This is a genomic window from Frankia sp. CcI156 (assembly GCF_001983015.1).
GTDB lineage: Bacteria > Actinomycetota > Actinomycetes > Frankiales > Frankiaceae > Frankia > Frankia casuarinae.
This window is the reverse complement of sequence record NZ_MOMD01000084.1, coordinates 1-17,727: the sequence shown is the minus strand read 5'-3', so window position 1 is coordinate 17,727 and position 17,727 is coordinate 1. Positions and strand designations below refer to the sequence as shown.

Below are 17,727 nucleotides of genomic sequence, written 5' to 3'. Positions count from 1 at the left end.
GTTCAGCGGAAGCACCTTACTCGCCAGACGAGGGCGACGCCCAAGGTTGACGCCGACCGAAGGCAGAGCCCTTCGAACTTCATTGCTTACTACTGGTGACATCACAGGTCCCCGGAGCCCGCAGGCAGCTACAGGAAGCTCTCATCTATACGCCATCGATGAGAGGGGGCGCGACGATCAGACCTAGATCCGCCAGTAGCTGGTGATGTTGGGAGTTCGTAGATCGTTGGAACGTGAGCGGGTGCCTGYYGTGCAGGAAGAATCGGGGTTACCACCACCAACCGATGACGTCCTGACGAGAGGCACCCACCGGGTGAAGAGACTACGCAGATCTGACCTTGGGGTTGTCCTTCCGCACCTGGCGGGTCTCGTTGTCGATCGGGTGGACCGGTCTGGTGATCGGCTGCGGTTACGGGCTCGTGTTCGAGGAGCTGCTGCTGCGTGCCCCGGGTGCGGAGTGCTCTCGGAGCGGGTCCACGGGCGGTATCGCCGCCGGTTGGTCGACGCGGCGATCGCGGGTGCTCACGTCGAGATCGACCTGCTGATCCGGCGGTTCCGCTGCCTGGCGGTGAGCTGTCCACGGGTGACGTTCGCGGAGCAGGTCGTGGGCCTGACACATCCGCATGCCCGGTTCACCCCGCTCGCCGACCGGTTGATCGAAGCGATCGGGTTGGCGTTGGCGGGCAGAGCCGGRGCACGCCTGGCCGGCAGGATGGGGCTTCCGGCTGGTCGGAACACGCTGCTGCGCCGGGTCCGGRCACTGCCCGACCCGCAGGTCGGGGCGGTGACGGTCCTCGGGGTGGACGACTTCGCGTTGCGCCGGGGTCGGGTTTACGGGACGGTCCTGGTCGATCTCGACAGCCGCTGGCCGGTGGACCTGCTGCCTGACCGGGAAGCGGCGACGTTCGCCGGCTGGCTGGGCATCCCGGTGCGCGGGTGATCTGCCGGGACCGGGCCGGTGCCTACGCCGATGGCGCCCGTACCAGCGCTCCGGACGCGGTGCAGGTGGCGGACCGCTTCCACCTGTGGAGCAACCTCGCCGGATATGTCGAGACGACGGTGGCCYGGCACCGTTCCTGCCTGGCGGAACCGCCGTCCACCGAGCAGGCTGTGGACGGCCCGCGGGCGGACCTCGACGGCGCGGTGGCCGCGGCGCGGGACGCGCAGTTCGAGCAGCGGGCGTTCGTGCGACATGCCCGTGAGCGGTACGCCGCCGTCCAGGAGCTCAAGGCCGCGGGCGTGGGCATCAAACCGATCGCCGCCCGACTCGGTCTGGCCCGAGGAACGGTCCGTAAGTACTACCGCGCGACCAGCGTTGACGACGTTCTGGCGAAGGCCCGCGACGAGCGCGGCTCGATTCTGCGGCCGTGGGAGCCTTACCTCACCGGGCGGGTCAACGCCGGGATCACCAACGGCAGCCAGCTGTTCGGGGAGATCCGAGCCCAGGGCTACCCCGGGAGCAGAGCCGTCGTTCTGGCCTACCTGCGCCCACTACGCGCCGGCGGTGGCACCGCCGCACCCGCGGCACGGTAGGCTCCCAAGGTCCGCACCGTGACCCGGTGGATCCTCACCCACCCCGAGCACCTCAACGAGGACGAGACTCTGGCGTCGAAGACGATTCTCACGCGCTGCCCGGACCTCCAGCAGACCGCCGACCGCGTCACGGCGTTCGCGCAGATGCTCACCGGTCGTCACGGGGACCGGCTCAATGGTTGGGTCGACGCCGACGACCTGTCCGAACTGCACCGTTTCACCCGCGGTCTCCTGCGTGACCACGACGCCGTCCTCAACGGGCTTACCCTGCCGCACAGTTCCGGTCAGGTCGAAGGAGCCGTGAACCGCATCAAAATGATCAAGAGGCAGATGTACGGCCGCGCGAGCTTCGACCTCCTCCGCAAACGAGTCCTCCTCGCGACCTGACAGCGCCCGGGTCTACTTCGATCACAAGATCAGGGACAGATCCCGTTTTCGGAGACCGTTGACATCGGCGTTGGTGATCTTCCAAATCTCCGGCCTTCCGAGCCTGGGTCGGATGTCGATCCGGTCCATGTCGAAGGATTTGCCGTTGATGAGTTGCTGACCCGTGGCAGGGTGGAATTTATGCTGATGCTCCGTTGACGGCCCGCAGGCCATGTGATCGGGACGGCGGGTTGCGCAGCTTCACAGCCTCGTCAAAGCCGCCAGCCATGCCTGGGCGGCCCCCGGATTGAATGTCACGGCGATGCGCGAAGGAGCGAGTAGGTCGATGCGCCAGCCACCGGYGAAGCTCTCCCGCAACTCCCGCTCCGAGACCCGGTGCGGACCCCAGGTGCCTTGCTGCCGGTCGCTGAAGCACATCAGGAAGCAGCRTCCACCCGGACGCAGGGCCGCGCCGAGAGAGGCCACCAGCGCCACACGGTCCTGCGGTGCGAAGCAATGGAACAGCCCGCAGTCGAGCAGCGTGTCGAACTGCTCGCCGAGGCCTTCGAGCTCGAGGACGTCCTGGACCAGGAACCGAGCCTCCAAGCCGCGTTCTGCCGCCTTCTGCCGCGCCAGCGCGATACCGCTGGGAGCGGCGTCCACACCCGTGGTGTCCAGCCCGAGCTCGGCCGTCATGAGGGCGTTATCGCCACTGCCGCAGCCGACATCCAGCACCCGGCCCGTGAAGGCTCCTCGATGGGCGAGTTCCACGAACACGGGCTGAGGCCGCCCGATCTCCCAGCCGGCTCCCGGGGCTCCGGCATAGTGGGCCTCGAAGACATCGACACCGCTGTCCGGGCGTGTGCGCGCCGTGCCGGGCTCCTGTGTGGCTGACATCTCGGCTCCTGTCMGCTGCTGTCTCGTCCGCTACTTCACTCGGTGCGCCGCGGGAGCAGCCAGAGCCTTCTGATCCATGTCACGCACATCGTGACTCTTGTCAGGGCTGGGCGATGACGCGTTGTCGCAGGCCCTGGGGATCCGCAGGATCGTCGGTAGGTGGCTCGGAGGTCGGAGTTCCGGCTGGAGGCCGCAGCCGTTCGAGCCGGTCGGTGACGACCGCGCAGCCCTACAAGTCCGAACAGGTGTCGCAGCGTGACTGTCAAGACAGCAGAACCCAAGGTCCCGCCGTCGGACGACACGGTGACCGGTCTACGCCTCTTCACCCGCGGAACGGTCAACCCGCGATGGCTGGTGCGGACGGTCGTGCCGGCTGCACGAGAGCTGCGGGAGACCCACGGTGCCTCAATGGTCTATCTCCGACGCGGCTGGCTACACGGCCCGCATGTCGACCTCGTGGCGCGCGTGGACCAGGGCGGCAGCCCCCCGCCGTGGGACGAAATGGCCCACCGTCTCGATGCCGGCCCGCTCGACCCGTCAAGCGCGATCAGCGAGGAAACCTACCTGGAAAAGGCACGTGAGTTCGGCCGCCTGGAGCGGGTCCCCCCTCCCTACCTGCCGATGCGAGCGCACGGCACGGTCGAACGGCTCGGCCCAAGCGACACCGCGCGCTGGCCCGTGGCCCTCAACGCGCTCCGCGAGGTCGCCCTCGGCCGCCTGGACCTCCCCCTGATCGACACACTGGAGGACGTCGCCGAGCATGGGGCGCAGGCCGAAACCCGCGTACTGGAAGCCTTCGTGGCCCTCGCCGATGCGCACCACGCCGGCGTCGCCTACGGTGTGTTCTCGCTGCGCTCRCACGTGGAGGCTTTCCTGAGCTGGGCATCGGCCCGCAAGGATCCGCGTCCCGCCTTCCGGGCCAGGCTGGCGTCGGACGCGCCGCGGCTGCGCTCGCTGGTCGAGTCCGCCCTCAAAGGCGACATGAATCGCCACTACACCGCCTGGCAGACGGCGTTCGCCTACACGATGGGCGTCTTCKATCACGCCGTGCTCACCGGAGCACTGACCCTGGACGGGCTTGAYGAACTCGACGGCGGCTTCGACCCCGCCACCATGGGCCCACCGGGACGGCCGTCGATGGCTGATACCGGGCCCAGCGACTTCCACCGGGTCATGAACGACTCAGGTGTGATCGCCGAGCCGCCGCAGTGGTTCGCCTCGTACCGCCTGCTCGTGAATCTCTTCTACCAGCAGCTGCCCCTGCTGAGCGTCTCCCCGCTGCACCGCTACTACGTCTGCTACGCCGTCGCCGAGACGGTCGACGAGGTGCTGGGGGAGTCCTGGCAGGAGCGGTTGGAGCGGAGGGCCAGCCGGGCATGACCGTACAGCAGGCGGAGTCGACCGCCACGTCCCCTGCCACACCCGCRGCAGGAGCCCTCGAGCCCCTGTGGGTGCTGCGCGTCAACCTGCTGCGCCGCACCCGGCTGAGYGACCCCGCGCTGGCCGCAGTGCTTGGTGACCTCCTTACCGCCGAAGCGACACTCGCGGCAGCGGCGCAGAAGTGCTCCGACGAGCTGCACGAGCTGATTGGCGCCACTACCGACCGCGAGGCACGCGGCCGGCTCATCGCATTGCGCCGAGACGTTCACAACGACCGCCGGCCGCGTAGCGGCACGGCCGTTACGCCAGCGGTGGACCAGTGGGCGGCGGCGCGGGACCGGCGCGACGCACTGCGGGCACGGATCGCGGACACCTATCCACAGGCCATCGCCCGGGAGCGGGAGGGGCTGGGTGCCCTGCTCGCCGACGACGACCTGCGCCGCGCACTGGCCCTGGTGGCGCCCGAGGTGTCGGACGGCGCCGATCGGTATCGCGCCGCACTGGCGGATTCACGTCCGCTGCCCGCGCGACTGCGCAAGTCGGAGCGTGGTCTGGTGCAGTACGTCACCCGGGCCATGATTCGCACCAGCCCGCTCTCCCGCTTTACCGCCGTAGGCGTGGCGGTGCCCGATGACCGGGGTCGGGCCCCCGACGAGATCCGCTTCGCGAGCGCCGTCCCCTTCATGGGGCTGGACCGGGTGATGCTCGGGTATGTTGCTGCCGGGCTGACCGCCCCGAGGGACGGCGTCGGGCTGGACCACTGGGTCCAGCTCCCACCGACGGCCGAGGTCGACGAGTCCTCCGCCCGGCTGTACTTCATGCGCCCCACGGCGAAGGGCATCCAGCGGCTGTCCACACCGGTGACAGGCCTTGCGCAGTCGGTCCTGGAAGCCACGGCCATGGGCCCCCGCCGTGTCGGCGCCATCGCCGGCCACATCGCAGAGCGGACGGAAGTCCACTACGACCAGGCGGTGCGAGCCATAGCACAGGCCGTGGGCGCGGGTATCCTGTGCACGTGCGACGGGCCGGAGGACGGGGACGCGCCCTACTCAGCGCTTCTCCACCGGCCCGACAGCCCGGTCGTCCGTCTTGACGATGTGGCCCGGCGGTTGAAAGTCATCGCCGACGCCCCGCCGGAGGACCGCGTGGCCGAACTGAGYCGACTGAGGAGCGCGCTGGCGGACGTCAGCCGTCATGCGGGTCGACCCGCGCAGATCCTCGTCGAGGAGGACTACGTCCTGCCGCCCCGGACAGTGGCCACCGTTGCCTGGCGCGACCGGCTCAATGACCTTGCCGCCGGCGTCGAACTGCTGTCAGTCTTCGACCGGCTCCACGATGTCCGTGCCCTGTTGTCCGCCGTGTTCGTGGAACGGTTCGGCCGCGGAGCCGTCGTTCCTCTGGCGGAGCACGCGGCGTACCTGGTCGCCGAGGTCTACCGGCACAACGGAGCCGTCGACGGCAAGGTACCCCCTGGTATCGGCCCGGCCGACGGCTCGCTCGACGAACTCCAGGTTCTGCGTCGACACGTCCTGGACAAGCTCTACGCTGACATCTCCCGAAGCGATACCGAGGAGGTGGTCTGGAGCCCCGGGCACGTGCGTGCACTGGCCACCGGACTGCCCGCACGGTTCCGTGCCGCACCACTGGCGCACAGCGTGCTCGTGCAATCCTGGAACGGGCACTTGGTGTTCAACGACGCATACGCCGGGCACGGCATGCTCTATGGCCGGTTCCTCGGCCCGGACCGGGACCTGGGCGGTGCCGCACTGCCCCATCTTGCCGAGCGGCTGCGACGGCAGTACGGCACGGACGGCCACCGGCTCGTTGAGGACCTCGGTCTGCACCGTCTCAACGTCAACGCCCACGCACCCGTCCTGTCCGACGGCCTGGTCCCGGACGACTGGTTCACCTTCCGGCTCGCCCATGACCCGGACACCGACGGTCTCACCGTGCTCGACGCGGAAGAACGGCCCACCCGTGTCCTCACCCTCGGCGCCGGGCACCCCGAACTGTTCCCGCCACCCGTACGGGTGGCTACCTGGCTCGTCAGCGGTGGACGGCTGATGGAGGACCTAATCGGTGGCTGGCACTCGACGACCGGATGGGACGGCGACTCGAGCCGGCCCTGTCCCCGGCTGCGCGTCGGTTCCGCCGTACTCTCCCGGCGCCGGTGGTACGGCGGCCGGGAAATGGCTGATGCCGTCGCGGCCGGGCCCGCCGAACATGACCGCCTGCTGGCCCTCACCAAGTGGCGTGCCCGCCACTGCATTCCGGCGGAGATCGTCCTGAAGACCCCCCTGGACGACGGCTACCGCCGCGAGGCCATCGCCTCGGGCGAGGACGCCCAGGCCCACCGGCAACGGCAGAAGCCGCAGTACGTGGACTTGCAGAGCGCCCTGAGCGTGCGGGTGCTGCCCAGGCTCATGGAACGGCGCAGCCCCGGATACCTGGAGGAGGCCCTGCCGGGCGTCGGGGACGGCCCGCACGCCGCCGAGTGGGTCATCGAGATCGGGCGCCCAGCGGGCGGAACGTTCCAGTACGGAGGAATGCCGGAATGAAGATAAAGTCGCGTACCTACCTGCATTACGCACCGGTCCCCGGCGGCGTGTACTTCAGTGGCCCGACAAGCCAGTTCGTCATGCGCGGGCCGGAGTTACTGTTCACCATCGCCGACCTCTGCGTTCCGCTGTTGGAGGAGGGCACAACCGAGGACGATCTCGTGCGTGCCCTGGGCACCGAGAAGGCCCGACCGGCGGTACGCAAGGTAGTCGACGGGTTGCTCAGCCACGACATGCTCCTGGACAYCGCAGGGTTCACTGTGGCTGAAACCGGTATCGCCGAACGGGATCGCTTCCCCGAGGCGCTCGCCCACCTGGAGGCGTTTACTGACGATCCCTACGCGGCCTTCGCCGCCCTGCGGACCGCACATGTGGTGCTCTATGGCCCGGCGGCCGTGGTGTCCCCAGCCGCCCGGGGACTGGCCCGGGCAGGCGCCGGGCACCTGGCTTTGGCTACTCCCGATGGGGACCTCGACCCCGTGCGGGCGGTGGGGGAGCGCCTGGGAGCGCGGCTCCTCAGTGACCAGGAAGAACTCAAAGAAGCACTTGCCGAAGCCGACGCGGTGCTCTGGTGTCCCGGGGAAGACGGCGAGCCCGCCCCCCGGGTCTCCCTGCGGCCGGCCGGATGGCTGGTACCGGTGAGCCTGGGCGAGGCCACGGTCGTCGGACCAGTTCTCGACGCGACGGCAGCATCCGGGCAGTGGCCCGCGTCGGCGGAAAGAGCGCTGTCGTGGGCCCACAGGCACTCCGGCGGACCAGTCGCCCGGCCGGGGGCGGACAGGCTCGCGGGAGCGCTCGCTGGTCAGCTGTTGTTTGATGCCCTCACTAATTGTGCCGCTTCCGCCGAAGCGCATGTCGTCCATGGCGACGACCTAGCCGCCGACCGCGTCACCGAGCCCGGCGCACCGGCCACCCCGCTTCCCCTGGGCACGGTGGAACTGCTGGAGCGCATGCCCTACCCGTGCGGCAGGGCACCCGAGGCCGGCACATYCGCCGAAGCCCTCGGGCACGCCTTGGTCACCGCCTTCGGCCCGCACCGGCGCGAGCCGGAGAATCCGATCAACGACCACCGCGGCTATGCGTCCGTGCGCAGCAAGTTCCCCGTGCACGCCTTCGTAGCCGACCGCGAACGACGGCAGGTCCTGGATGTCCACCGCAACGCGCTGGTGGACCTCGCCGGCGCCAACCCCCCGCAGGACCCCTCGGCCGACGGCTGCGAGATCCTTCTGATCGGGCGGTACACGCGGCTGCCCGCGAGCTACCGGTGGTTCCGCGGCGCGCTGGTCCACCTGGAGATGGGCATCGCACTGCGGTCCCTGTGCCTGGCGTTGGAGTTGTTCGGCCTGTCCGGCCGGCTCCGGCTGCCGAACAGCGGCCAGGGGCGGCTGCGCGAGTTCGGCCTGCGCCCTGCCTGGGAGTGGACGCTGCYGCTGACCGTCGAACTGGCCGAACGACCGGCACCGGTGCAGACCACCGGGCGGGGCGCCGATACCGTTCCCGACCCCGTGCTCGCCGACGTCCTCGCCATGAACCGGGCCCAGACCTTCACCGAAGCGCCRGCCACCCTGGGACCCGCGGCGCCCAGCCAGGATGACGTGACCGCGGCAGCGGAGCGGTCCTGGGCCGAACTGCTGTGGTCACGCACGTCCGGACGTATGCCCCGAGGCCTGTATGGCATGAACGGTCGGCGGCGGGTACTCCCGGCTGCCGTGCTCCAGGACGCGGTGCGCTGRCTGGGCGTGCCCCCGCCCGGAGACGTCCTGCGGGGCGTGTCCAACGCGATCAGAACGACCGTCGTGATCCAGGGCATCGAGGGCCACCGCGACGGGGTGTACGAGGTCGCGGACGGCCACACCGTGCTGAAAGCGGCGGACACGACGGCTGCGGCCCGTCTCGAAGAGGTCTACGGCTACACTCTGGCACCGGGCAACGGTTGCGACGTTCGGCACGCCTCGATGATCTGGTTTCTCACGGTCGACCCCCGAGTCGTGGTCGACCGCTACGGTCCGGGCGGCTGGACCACGATCCAGTACGTGTGCGGCTGGGCGGCCCACGGACTGACGCTCGCGGCAGCCGGGTCGGGCCTGTACGCCAGGCCCGTACGGGCCTTTTATGAGGCAGCGGCACGGCGCGTCCTGGGTCTCGGTTCCGAGGAGATGGTCGTGCTGGCGGTGATCGGCGGAACTCCCGGATACCGGGGCCTGATGCTCGACCTGCGAAGCTGAGGGAGACACACGTGAACCGTACGATCGCTCCCGGCAGCCCTGTCCGAGCCGGAGACGTCCCGACAACCTGGCGGTCGTGGCATCTGCACCTGGGGTCCGTGGCCGGATCCCTTCATGACCGCGTACTCGGCGAGGTGATCGGCCCCACCGTCGACGACGTACCTGGCAAACCGTGGTTCTTCATCCGCTACTGRCAGGCTGGTCCACATCTCCGGTTCAGAGTCGGCGACTTGGACGACGACGAGGCGCAACAGGTCGAACAGTCCCTGCGGGAGCGGCTCGCGCGTGCCGGGACGCTGCGCGATGGCGAGGAGCCTCTCGACGCGGAGAGCCACCGGACCGCCGCTCGGCGTCTGGCTGCCACCGGCGGCGAGGCTGAGGACACGGCTGGGGGGCCGCTGCCGCCGGGAGTCCACCGCGCGGTGTTCGTGCCCGAGACCGAGCGGTACGGCGGGGCAGCGCTGATGCCTGGTGCGGAACGGCTCTTCCAGGTCTCCAGCGAGCTGGTCAGAACACATCTGCCGAGCCTGCCAGGCACCCGGGAGCGGTCGGCCGTCGCACTCCGGGCCACGGTGTCGGCGGGCGCTGCGCTGGGCGGACGTGGCGAGCAGGCCGACTACTACCACCAGGCGCTGCACGCCTGGCGCGGCATGGTGGCGGCCGGATTCGGCTACTCCGAGCAGCAGTTGGATCGACTCACCGGTGCGGACCGCCCGGCGCTGTCCACGGCGGGGGCATCGCGACGCGGGAGCATCGACCCCGAGCGCCACGGTGCTTTCGCCCTGTGGCACCGCCTCCTGACCGAACTCGCCGACACGGTACGCGCAACCGGCACGACCCACCCGGGCCGCATCGTGCTCTCCCACGTCCACATGTTCCACAACCGTCTCGGCCTGAGTCTGGTCGACGAACTGCAGACGTACGCGCGGCTCGTCCGGCTCTTCCCCCTGGACGCTCCCGTCGGCGGCCCGTCCGGCACGCCTGCCGCCCCCGACCCGCATCGCAGCGCACACGAGGGGTGATCATGGTCAACCAGCCGCTGRCTGTGCCAGCGCGGACCCCCGCGCCGCAGGCCGCCGAGGTGGTCGCTCGGGCCGTTGGCGTCACCCGGTGMTACGGCGGCACGACGGCCCTCGACGGCCTCGACCTCGAGGTGCGGGCCGGCGAGCTGGTGGGCCTTCTGGGGCCCAACGGAGCGGGCAAGTCCACCCTGATCCACGTCCTCACCGGTCTGCGTCGCCCGAACCGGGGTCGTTGTGAACTGTTCGGGCGGGATCCTCGGACCCCGGCGGGCCGGCGGTACATCGGAGTCACCCCGCAGGAGACCGGACTGCCCGAGACACTGCGCGCGCGCGAGGTGGTCGACTTTGTCGCGGCCCACTACCCGGCTCCGGAGGACCGCGATGCGCTGCTCGACCGCTTCGGGCTGACCGATCTGGCGCRCCGTCAGACCGGTGGTCTCTCCGGCGGTCAGAAGCGCCGACTGGCCGTGGCCCTCGCCTTCGTCGGCCGGCCCCGCCTCGTCTTCCTCGACGAACCGACGACCGGCCTCGACGTGGAGGCCCGCCGGGTGCTGTGGGACCACATCCGCGCGTTCCACCAGGAAGGCGGCACGGTGGTGCTGACCAGTCACTACCTCGACGAGGTGGAGGCGCTCGCAGAACGGATCGTGGTCGTCTCCGGCGGGCGGGTGCTCGCCGACGGCTCCGTCACCGCGATCCGCGGGATGGTCGACGTCCAGCGCGTCAGCCTGGTGACCGCTTCGTTGCCGTCGCTTCCGGGCGTCATCAAGGTCGAGGAGATCGACGGACGCACCCACGTGCTGACCAGGGACGCTGACCAGTTCGTACGCGACCTGGTGGGCAGCGGCGCGCCCTTTTCGGGGCTGGAGATCCGGCCGACGACGCTCGAGGAGGCCTTCATGGCCATCTCGTCCGCCTGACGCCCCCGGCACCGCCGCGCCGTCCACCGTACGCGGAAGGAAAAGACTCCGTGTCCATGACCCTCCTGCATGCCCGTTACCAGATCCTTCAGACCATCCGCATCCCCATCGCGGTGATCGGCTCCGCGTTCTTCCCTGCGGCCTCGATGCTCTTCTTCGTGGTTCCGGCGACCGGCGACGACCCGGCAGGTGCGACCTACGCGACCGCTTCGATGGTCGTCTTTGCCGTCATGATCAGCAATCTCTTCGGGCACGGCGTCGGCGTTGCCGAGGACCGCGCCCAGCCCTGGGACCCTTACACCCGGACTCTTCCCGTCGGCCCGTGGCCGAAGTTCGGGGGCAGAMTGATCTCCGGCCTGGTGATGATGCTGGTCTCTCTTGCCCCGGTGGTCGTCATCGCTGCCGTGGCCACGCCGGCCCGCATCTCGGCGGTCGGGTTCGCCGCGGCTGTGGGTGTCGTCGTCCTGGTCTCGCTGCCCTTCAGCCTGATGGGACTGGCCATCGGCTACCTGCTGCCTACCAAAGCGGCCCTCGCCGTAGTGCAGGTCGTCTTCTTCCCAATCGCCTTCGCCGGAGGCCTGCTCTCCGCCCCCGGCAAGGCTCCCGGCTTCATCGAGACCATCGCTCCGTACGTGCCGAGCCGTGGCGCGGTCGAACTCATGTGGGCGGCCGTCGGCGACTTCAGGCCGAGTACCACATCCCTCATCGTGTTCGTCCTGTGGTCGGTGGTCCTCGCGGCCCTCGCGGTCTTCGCGTATCGCAGGGACGAGGGCAGGCGGTTCCGCTGACCGGGCAGATCGAGGGGCGTCCACCCAAAGGCGGACGCCCCTTCGCGTACCGGATCCAACCAGCCGCCGTCAGAGGGCGCCGGCGTGCGGGACTCGGACACGCTCCAGCAGTTCACGGACGACCTCCGAGGTCTCCGCTCGGTCACTGCCGACGCCGAACACCTGGAAGTCGGGGCGGATCAGCGCGGCCCGCGCGCCCATGCCGTCCAGCCAGGCTCGCAGGAATCCTCCGGCGTCGGCGACGGACTCCCACTCCTTGCTGACGGTTGGGGCCGCGCCCGCCGGCAGGACCTGTACCAGGCGGACACTCCGGTCCCGAAGTCGCTCGGCCAGCCCCGCCTCCAGCAGTGCCTCCGGCACGCCGAGGGCCAGCAGGACGAAGTCCTGGCCCAGGATTTCCATGCGCGGCTCCGGAGAGCCGACAGCGCCCAGCCGCACCTCGGGGACACGTCGTCCGGTGCCTCGCCCCGGAGCGCCGTCGGACAGGTGGTGCGCGAACCGTCCGTCCATAGCCTGGCCTGGCACAGCGTCGGTGCCGTGTCCCGACGTCGACTTCCCGGATGTCGCCGGCGTCGCGCGGGCCAGCAGTGCGCGGTCCCGTTCGGCGGCCGCCGCCGGATCGGTCACGCAGATGATCCGGCCCAGCTGGGTGGACATCTCGACGGTCTGCCGGGCCTGCGGCGCGCGCTCCGCCTCGTAACTGTCCATCAGGTTCTCGTCCGCGCAGCCCGCCAGGATCAGGTCGAGTTTCCATGCGAGATTGGCCGCGTCACCGATGCCCGAGCACATGCCCTGCCCTGCGAACGGCGGCATCTGGTGGGCGGCGTCGCCGGCGAGCAGGACGCGCCCGCGACGCCAGCGGTTCGCGACACGCGCCGCAAACGTGTACACGGCATGCCGCACGAGCGTGGCGTTGGCAGGCGTGACACCGAAGAGGGACAGCAGGTCCCACGCCTTCGCCACCCCGGCGAACTCCTCGGCGGACTCGCCGGCCAGCCGCATGAACTCCCAGCGCCTGCGGCCAGGGCCCGCCGAGACGGCGACGCGCGGCCGGGCTGGATCGGCGTACTGGACGTTGCACGCGGGGAACTCCTCCGGATGGTGCGGTACGACGTCGCAGGCCATCCAGTCGTGCGAGAAGCCGTAGTCGGTCAGCGACGCGCCCATGGCCGTACGGACGAAGCTGCCGGCACCGTCGCACCCCACGACCCAGCGCGCCCGAACCGTACGGCCGGCACCGGACCCGGTGTCCCGCAGCCCTACTTCGACGTGGGACGCGCGCGCYACGAGCCGGAGGGCCTCCTGTCCCCGCAGCACTCGCAAGGAGGCACACCGCTCCCCGTGTTCGGTCAACGCCGCCTCCAGCCGCGGCTGGTACATCGATGTCGAGTCCGGCCAGCGATGCTCGTCTCCGGGGCTTAGGCCGATGCGCAGGAGTGTCCGACCGGTGCCGTTCACAACCATGTAGTCCGGTGACGGCTCTCCGATGGCACCGAGTTCCGCGCGCAGTCCGGCCGCTGCCAGAACGCGGGCCGCCTGTGCGTCGAAGGCCACGGCGCGTGGGAGGGGGTAGGGGTGCGGCTGCCTCTCGGTCACCGTGACCCGCCAGCCTCGCCGGGCCAGCAACAGGGACAGAAACTGGCCGACGGGCCCGTAGCCGACCACGAGCACGTGGCAGTCGTCGGCGGATCCGCCGGACTCCATACCTGTTCGGGTGGACGGCAGTGCGCCGTTCATCTATCGGTCCTCCGTATCTGGCCCACGATYGCACACCGAAGGCAGGCCAGATTCATGCTAACTACCTGGACTTCTCTCTKCCCTTTTCTGCGACACGACAAGTGATCGGCGTAAGGTCAGGAGTGACAAATGTCAGCACCCCATACGGCTGCGGTTGCGTTCCGTACCGATCAGACCRCAGAATCACATTGTCGGCCTACAGGCTGACGCAATCCATGATGAAGGAGAGAACAATGAGCGCTCTCGCCAGCGAGAAGCCCATGGACGACAAGCTGTTCGCCGGCTTCGACATCGAGGAGCTGGAGGTGCTGGAGGTCTCCGACAGCGTCGCGCTACCGGAGATGGGTGCGTCGTCTGGCTCAGGCATACTCTGCTGCTCCTCGTCGTCGTCGTCGTCATCCTCCTGCTGCTGACCTCAGTAGTGAGCGGTGCGCCTGTCCGGACCATCTGCCCGGACAGGCGCACCGTCGTCAAGACCCGGACGGGTGGAACCATGACCAGTTACACCGGCGCCTTCTCTTTGGAAATCCCGGATTTATGGAAAAACCATGAGAACTGCGCTTTCCGTATTCTTTACGGACTGGTCCAGAGGCCGAACTCGCTCGTGGTGCGCTGGCGTGACAGAGAAATCACGGCCGAGCTTCTCGCCGAGCTGATCCTGAATGCTGCAGAAACCTTCCTGCAATGCGGTGCCGGCCCACGCGAAGCCATTGCCGTCCTTGCATCGTCCAATCATCCGGCGATGCTCGTCTGCCGATATGCGGCACACCTCATCGGGGCATCCGTCGTCTACGTCCGGGCCGCCAACCCCCGCACCGACGCCGAAATGCTGTCGCGCCAGGTGCAGTCCCGGATCCTCGAGGAGGTCGGGGCCCGCGTCCTGGTCGTCGACGCATCACACATCGACCGGGGACGAGCTCTCGTGGCGTCCGCCACGACGCTGCTCACCCTCGTGACGGAAACGTACCCCGCGGTGCCGCTCGACACAGGTCGTACGCCCCGGCTGCCTGATCTTCCCCCGTACGACGGCGACGCGCGTGCTCTGGTCACGTTCACCAGCGGAAGCACGGGACAACCCAAGAGCTTGTCTCAGTCGTACCGCACCTGGAACGCGACCGTCCGCGGGTTCTCCGGCCGGACCGATACCCACCTACCGTCGCGGATCCTGGCCGTGACGCCGGTCAGCCACACTGTCGGCTTCATGGTCGACTCCGTCCTCGCCGCCGGTGGCAGCGCGGTCCTGCATGAAGGCTTTGACGCCGGCACCGTGCTCAGCGATGTCGCCAGGCACCGGATCACCGATACCTATCTGGCCGTTCCGCACCTGTACCGCCTGGTTGAGCATGAGGACCTTCCCCGCACCGATGTGTCGTCCCTGCGTCGGCTCATCTACAGCGGCACCCCGGCCGCGCCACGTCGGATCGCGCAGGCGGTCCCCTGCTTCCGCGACGCCATCGTCCAGCTCTACGGCACGACGGAAGCGGGCGGCATCTCCAGCCTCACGCCGCTGGACCACCAGGAGCCCGAACTCCTGCCGACGGTCGGGCGGCCCTTCCCCTGGGTGCAGGTCCGCATGTGTGACCCGGACACCGGCGCTGAGGTGGAGCGAGGCCACGTGGGGGAGGTGTGGACGTACTCGACAACAGTGATGGACGGCTACCTGGAGACCGGCGTCCCCACGCACAGCACTCTGCGAGACGGCTGGCTGCGCACGGGTGACCTCGGCTACTGGGACCAGTACGGCTATCTGCGGCTGGTCGGCCGGGTCGGCCAGGTGATCAAGGCCGGCGGACAGAAGGTTTACCCGACGGCCGTCGAGTCGGCGCTCCAGGAGCATCCCGACGTGCGGCATGCCGTTGTCTTCGGCGTCCACGACCGGGACCGGATCGAGCACGTGCACGCCGCAGTCGTCCTGGCACCCGGTTCCTCGGTCACAGACGAGGAGCTGAGTCGCCATGTGGCCGCCACGCTCGACTCGGCCCATGCACCTGCGCACTTCAGCCGATGGGCCGAGATCCCGCTCACCGCGTACGGGAAACCGGACCGAGCGTCACTGCGTTCCCGAGCGGAGCGGGAAGCGCTGGGCGGCGGGACAGTGCAGAGAGGAAGGGCACTGTGACAGAACAGCACTTCGCCCGTGCGCTGAGGATGGCCCGGCTCCACCGCTGGCACCCCGCCAGGCTGGCGATCACACCGCTCGACCACTCGATCAGCGACGGACCCGTGGTGCCGCGCGGCACCACCATCGACGGCCTCGCAGGTCAGCTGGTGGAGGCCGGCGTGGACGCCATCGTCGTCCACAAGGGCAGCCTCYGGCACCTTCGTCCCGCCCGTCTCACCGGCATGTCGGTGATCGTCCATCTCAACGCAAGCACCGCTCACGCACCCGATCCGGATGCCAAGTACCTGGTCACCGGAGTGGAGGAAGCGCTCAGGCTGGGTGCGGACGCAGTCAGTCTGCACGTCAACCTCGGCTCCCTCGACGAACGCCAGCAGATCGGGGACCTCGGCCGGGTCGCGGAGCGCTGCGAGCAGTGGAACCTGCCGCTGCTCGCGATGATGTACCCGCGCGGGCCGCGGATCAGCGACCCGCATGATCCGGAGCTGATCGCGCACGCGGTCACACTCGCCGTGGACCTGGGCGCGGACCTGGTCAAGGCCCCCTTCCCCGGGTCCGTCCCGGCCCTGCGCGACCTGACGGACGCCTGCCCCGTCCCCCTGCTGTGCGCCGGCGGACCCCGCCGCAGTGAGGACGACGTTCTGGCGTACGTACGCGACGTGCTGCACGGCGGGGCCGCCGGCGTGGCCATGGGCCGCAGCATCTTCCAGGCCGACGACCMGCGGCGGATGGCTGCGGCGGTGGCCCAACTGGTCCATGCGGAATCCGAGCCTCGTCTCGAACCGACTGCAGAAGGGCAGCGAAGTGAACGCAAGGAAGCTGTGCTGGCTTGACATCCGCGAGGCCGGCGAAGCCCGGGCCGCAGTCCTCGATGAGGCTGTGCACCAGCGGATCGACGGCATCGTGAGCGACGATCCGGCGGACCTCGGCGGGCTGCCGCCCACGGTCCGCAAGATACTTCTCTATGACGGCCCCACAGCCGAAGCACCAGAGACTCCTAACCTGCCAGGCGTCCTGCTCGCCGCGAAGCTCGCAGGCCACGGGCACGTCATCGTGGACGGCACGGTCATCGAGACCGACCGCCTCCGTACGCCCGGCCCGACGACAGGCGTCGACCTGTGGTGGTCGGGGAAGCACCACCACCACGGCGGCAACATCCAGGTGGTCTCCGCCCCGGACGACGGCTGGCCGCTGTGGACCTCCGACGTCCGCCCCGGCCGTGAACACGACTMCACCGCCCTGCGCGCCTCCGGCGCCCTACCGGTCCCGRCGGACTGGACCACCGACGGCGGTGAGATCCTCACCGACCTCGGCTACGAAGGGCTACGAGACCAGGTCACCATCCCTGCCAAGCGAGCCAAGGGCGGCGGGCTCACCCTCGACCAGCAGAACCACAACAGGACCCACAACCCGCTACGCGCCGTCGGCGAACGCRCGAACGCCCTGCTCAAGGTCACCTTTCRCGCGCTGCGGAACGTCACCCTCGACCCCTGGAAGATCGGCCAGATCACGAAGGCCGCCCTCGTCATCCTCCACACCGAACACGGCCGCACCACCTGACAGCCACCACACAAACATCCCACCGCTGCTACACAGCGCAACAGGCGGTTACCGGGAAAGGCTCACTGAGGCGCTTTGCGCCGGTCATCGTCGAGACAAGCGAGGTCGACAGGATGTACCGCAGGCTRTAGATCRCTCCCTTCGCCTTACGTGGGTCGGGAATTTCGCCGAGCATCGCGAGCAGGCTGGAGATGTCGAGCTGCTCGCAATCGACAGGCTCGTTGGACATGCAGGGGTCAGGCTGGCATGATGTCACGTGGTGGCCTTCTGTCTTGGGGGTTTGTTTGGTGGTACTTACATTGTCCCAAGCGGAAGGCCACTTCTTTCTCAACGGGGAGCCTGCATCCCGTCAAGCATTTCCAGATAATCGCGTGCCCAGTGACGCCAAATGCGCCGTCGAATCACGGTCGGCGCCAGGTCAAGTTGCTATGGCACGAATCCACGACGAGCTTTAGCGACAATCAATCGCCCATCGGATGCCCAGAAGTGATCACCAGGCAGGCTACCAACAGCTACCAACTATGACGCTGCGCTACCTCGCCGGAGCCCTGGGGTTATGCCGAGATCAGGTAGCCGTTCACCGCCCTGACCAGGCAAATCACAGCCAGAGCCGGCATAACCC

14 protein-coding genes and 1 pseudogene are annotated in these 17,727 nt (G+C 69.1%); 13 read left to right on the top strand and 2 right to left on the bottom strand.

Annotated elements, in window-relative coordinates; all coding sequences use genetic code 11:
- Positions 1 to 457: 457 nt before the first annotated feature.
- The 3 genes from CcI156_RS26410 to CcI156_RS26400 are packed head-to-tail and all read left to right on the top strand — an operon-like array spanning position 458 to position 1,920.
- Positions 458 to 940 (top strand): hypothetical protein, encoded by a 483-nt coding sequence (locus CcI156_RS26410; protein WP_217697740.1) that lies wholly within the window; start codon positions 458 to 460, stop codon positions 938 to 940.
- Positions 937 to 1,533: a hypothetical protein gene (locus CcI156_RS26405; protein ID WP_217697739.1), complete on the top strand. Its 597-nt coding sequence runs from the start codon at positions 937 to 939 to the stop codon at positions 1,531 to 1,533. Before CcI156_RS26410 ends, CcI156_RS26405 begins: the two co-directional genes overlap by 4 nt.
- Positions 1,534 to 1,551: 18 nt before the next feature.
- The gene (locus CcI156_RS26400; protein WP_023841535.1) at positions 1,552 to 1,920 is read left to right on the top strand and encodes an ISL3 family transposase; all 369 of its coding nucleotides are present in this window, start codon (positions 1,552 to 1,554) and stop codon (positions 1,918 to 1,920) included.
- A gap of 240 nt (positions 1,921 to 2,160) precedes the next feature.
- On the opposite strand, the gene CcI156_RS22265 is transcribed toward CcI156_RS26400, so the two are convergent.
- Positions 2,161 to 2,796, bottom strand: a complete 636-nt coding sequence (locus tag CcI156_RS22265; RefSeq protein WP_076808021.1) for a class I SAM-dependent methyltransferase — start codon at positions 2,794 to 2,796, stop codon at positions 2,161 to 2,163.
- Between the two features lie 255 nt (positions 2,797 to 3,051).
- Here CcI156_RS22265 and CcI156_RS22260 point away from each other — a divergent pair, with 255 nt between their 5' ends.
- The 6 genes from CcI156_RS22260 to CcI156_RS22235 are packed head-to-tail and all read left to right on the top strand — an operon-like array spanning position 3,052 to position 11,689.
- Positions 3,052 to 4,176, top strand: a complete 1,125-nt coding sequence (locus tag CcI156_RS22260) for a hypothetical protein (RefSeq protein WP_175637650.1) — start codon at positions 3,052 to 3,054, stop codon at positions 4,174 to 4,176.
- A complete protein-coding gene (locus CcI156_RS22255; RefSeq protein WP_023841537.1) occupies positions 4,173 to 6,734 on the top strand; it encodes a lantibiotic dehydratase in 2,562 nt (853 codons plus the stop codon). The genes CcI156_RS22260 and CcI156_RS22255 overlap by 4 nt, the downstream gene beginning before the upstream one ends.
- Positions 6,731 to 8,959, top strand: a complete 2,229-nt coding sequence (locus tag CcI156_RS26395; protein WP_217697738.1) for a hypothetical protein — start codon at positions 6,731 to 6,733, stop codon at positions 8,957 to 8,959. Before CcI156_RS22255 ends, CcI156_RS26395 begins: the two co-directional genes overlap by 4 nt.
- Positions 8,960 to 8,970: 11 nt before the next feature.
- Complete coding sequence (locus tag CcI156_RS22245) at positions 8,971 to 9,981, top strand: thiopeptide-type bacteriocin biosynthesis protein (protein ID WP_076808018.1); 1,011 nt, start codon at positions 8,971 to 8,973, stop codon at positions 9,979 to 9,981.
- Between the two features lie 2 nt (positions 9,982 to 9,983).
- Complete coding sequence (locus CcI156_RS22240; RefSeq protein ID WP_076808016.1) at positions 9,984 to 10,901, top strand: ABC transporter ATP-binding protein; 918 nt, start codon at positions 9,984 to 9,986, stop codon at positions 10,899 to 10,901.
- Positions 10,902 to 10,951: 50 nt separating this feature from the next.
- Entirely contained in the window at positions 10,952 to 11,689 is a 738-nt protein-coding gene (locus CcI156_RS22235; protein ID WP_076808013.1) for an ABC transporter permease, read from the top strand.
- Positions 11,690 to 11,758: 69 nt separating this feature from the next.
- On the opposite strand, the gene CcI156_RS22230 is transcribed toward CcI156_RS22235, so the two are convergent.
- Positions 11,759 to 13,426 (bottom strand): bifunctional 3-(3-hydroxy-phenyl)propionate/3-hydroxycinnamic acid hydroxylase, encoded by a 1,668-nt coding sequence (locus CcI156_RS22230; protein ID WP_011438565.1) that lies wholly within the window; start codon positions 13,424 to 13,426, stop codon positions 11,759 to 11,761.
- A 233-nt stretch (positions 13,427 to 13,659) separates the two neighbouring features.
- Between CcI156_RS22230 and CcI156_RS22225 the strand changes: the two genes are divergently transcribed.
- The 4 genes and pseudogenes from CcI156_RS22225 to CcI156_RS22210 form a co-directional block, all read left to right on the top strand.
- Positions 13,660 to 13,839 carry a thiazolylpeptide-type bacteriocin gene (locus tag CcI156_RS22225; protein WP_023841539.1) on the top strand — a complete coding sequence of 60 codons (180 nt, stop codon included), beginning with the start codon at positions 13,660 to 13,662 and terminating at the stop codon, positions 13,837 to 13,839.
- 80 nt (positions 13,840 to 13,919) lie between these two features.
- Positions 13,920 to 15,545, top strand: coding sequence for a class I adenylate-forming enzyme family protein (locus CcI156_RS22220; protein WP_011438566.1), 1,626 nt, complete (start codon positions 13,920 to 13,922; stop codon positions 15,543 to 15,545).
- The gene (locus CcI156_RS22215) at positions 15,542 to 16,378 is read left to right on the top strand and encodes a 2-amino-3,7-dideoxy-D-threo-hept-6-ulosonate synthase (protein ID WP_076808011.1); all 837 of its coding nucleotides are present in this window, start codon (positions 15,542 to 15,544) and stop codon (positions 16,376 to 16,378) included. Before CcI156_RS22220 ends, CcI156_RS22215 begins: the two co-directional genes overlap by 4 nt.
- 97 nt (positions 16,379 to 16,475) lie before the next feature.
- Positions 16,476 to 17,105: pseudogene (locus tag CcI156_RS22210) on the top strand (transposase family protein); the annotation flags it as partial.
- Between the last annotated feature and the right edge of the window lie 622 nt (positions 17,106 to 17,727).

Coding starts and splice junctions, on each gene's coding strand:
- CcI156_RS22225 (WP_023841539.1), top strand. CDS start 13,660: ATGAGCGCTCTCGCCAGCGAGAAGCCCATGGACGACAAGCTGTTCGCC.
- CcI156_RS22220 (WP_011438566.1), top strand. CDS start 13,920: ATGACCAGTTACACCGGCGCCTTCTCTTTGGAAATCCCGGATTTATGG.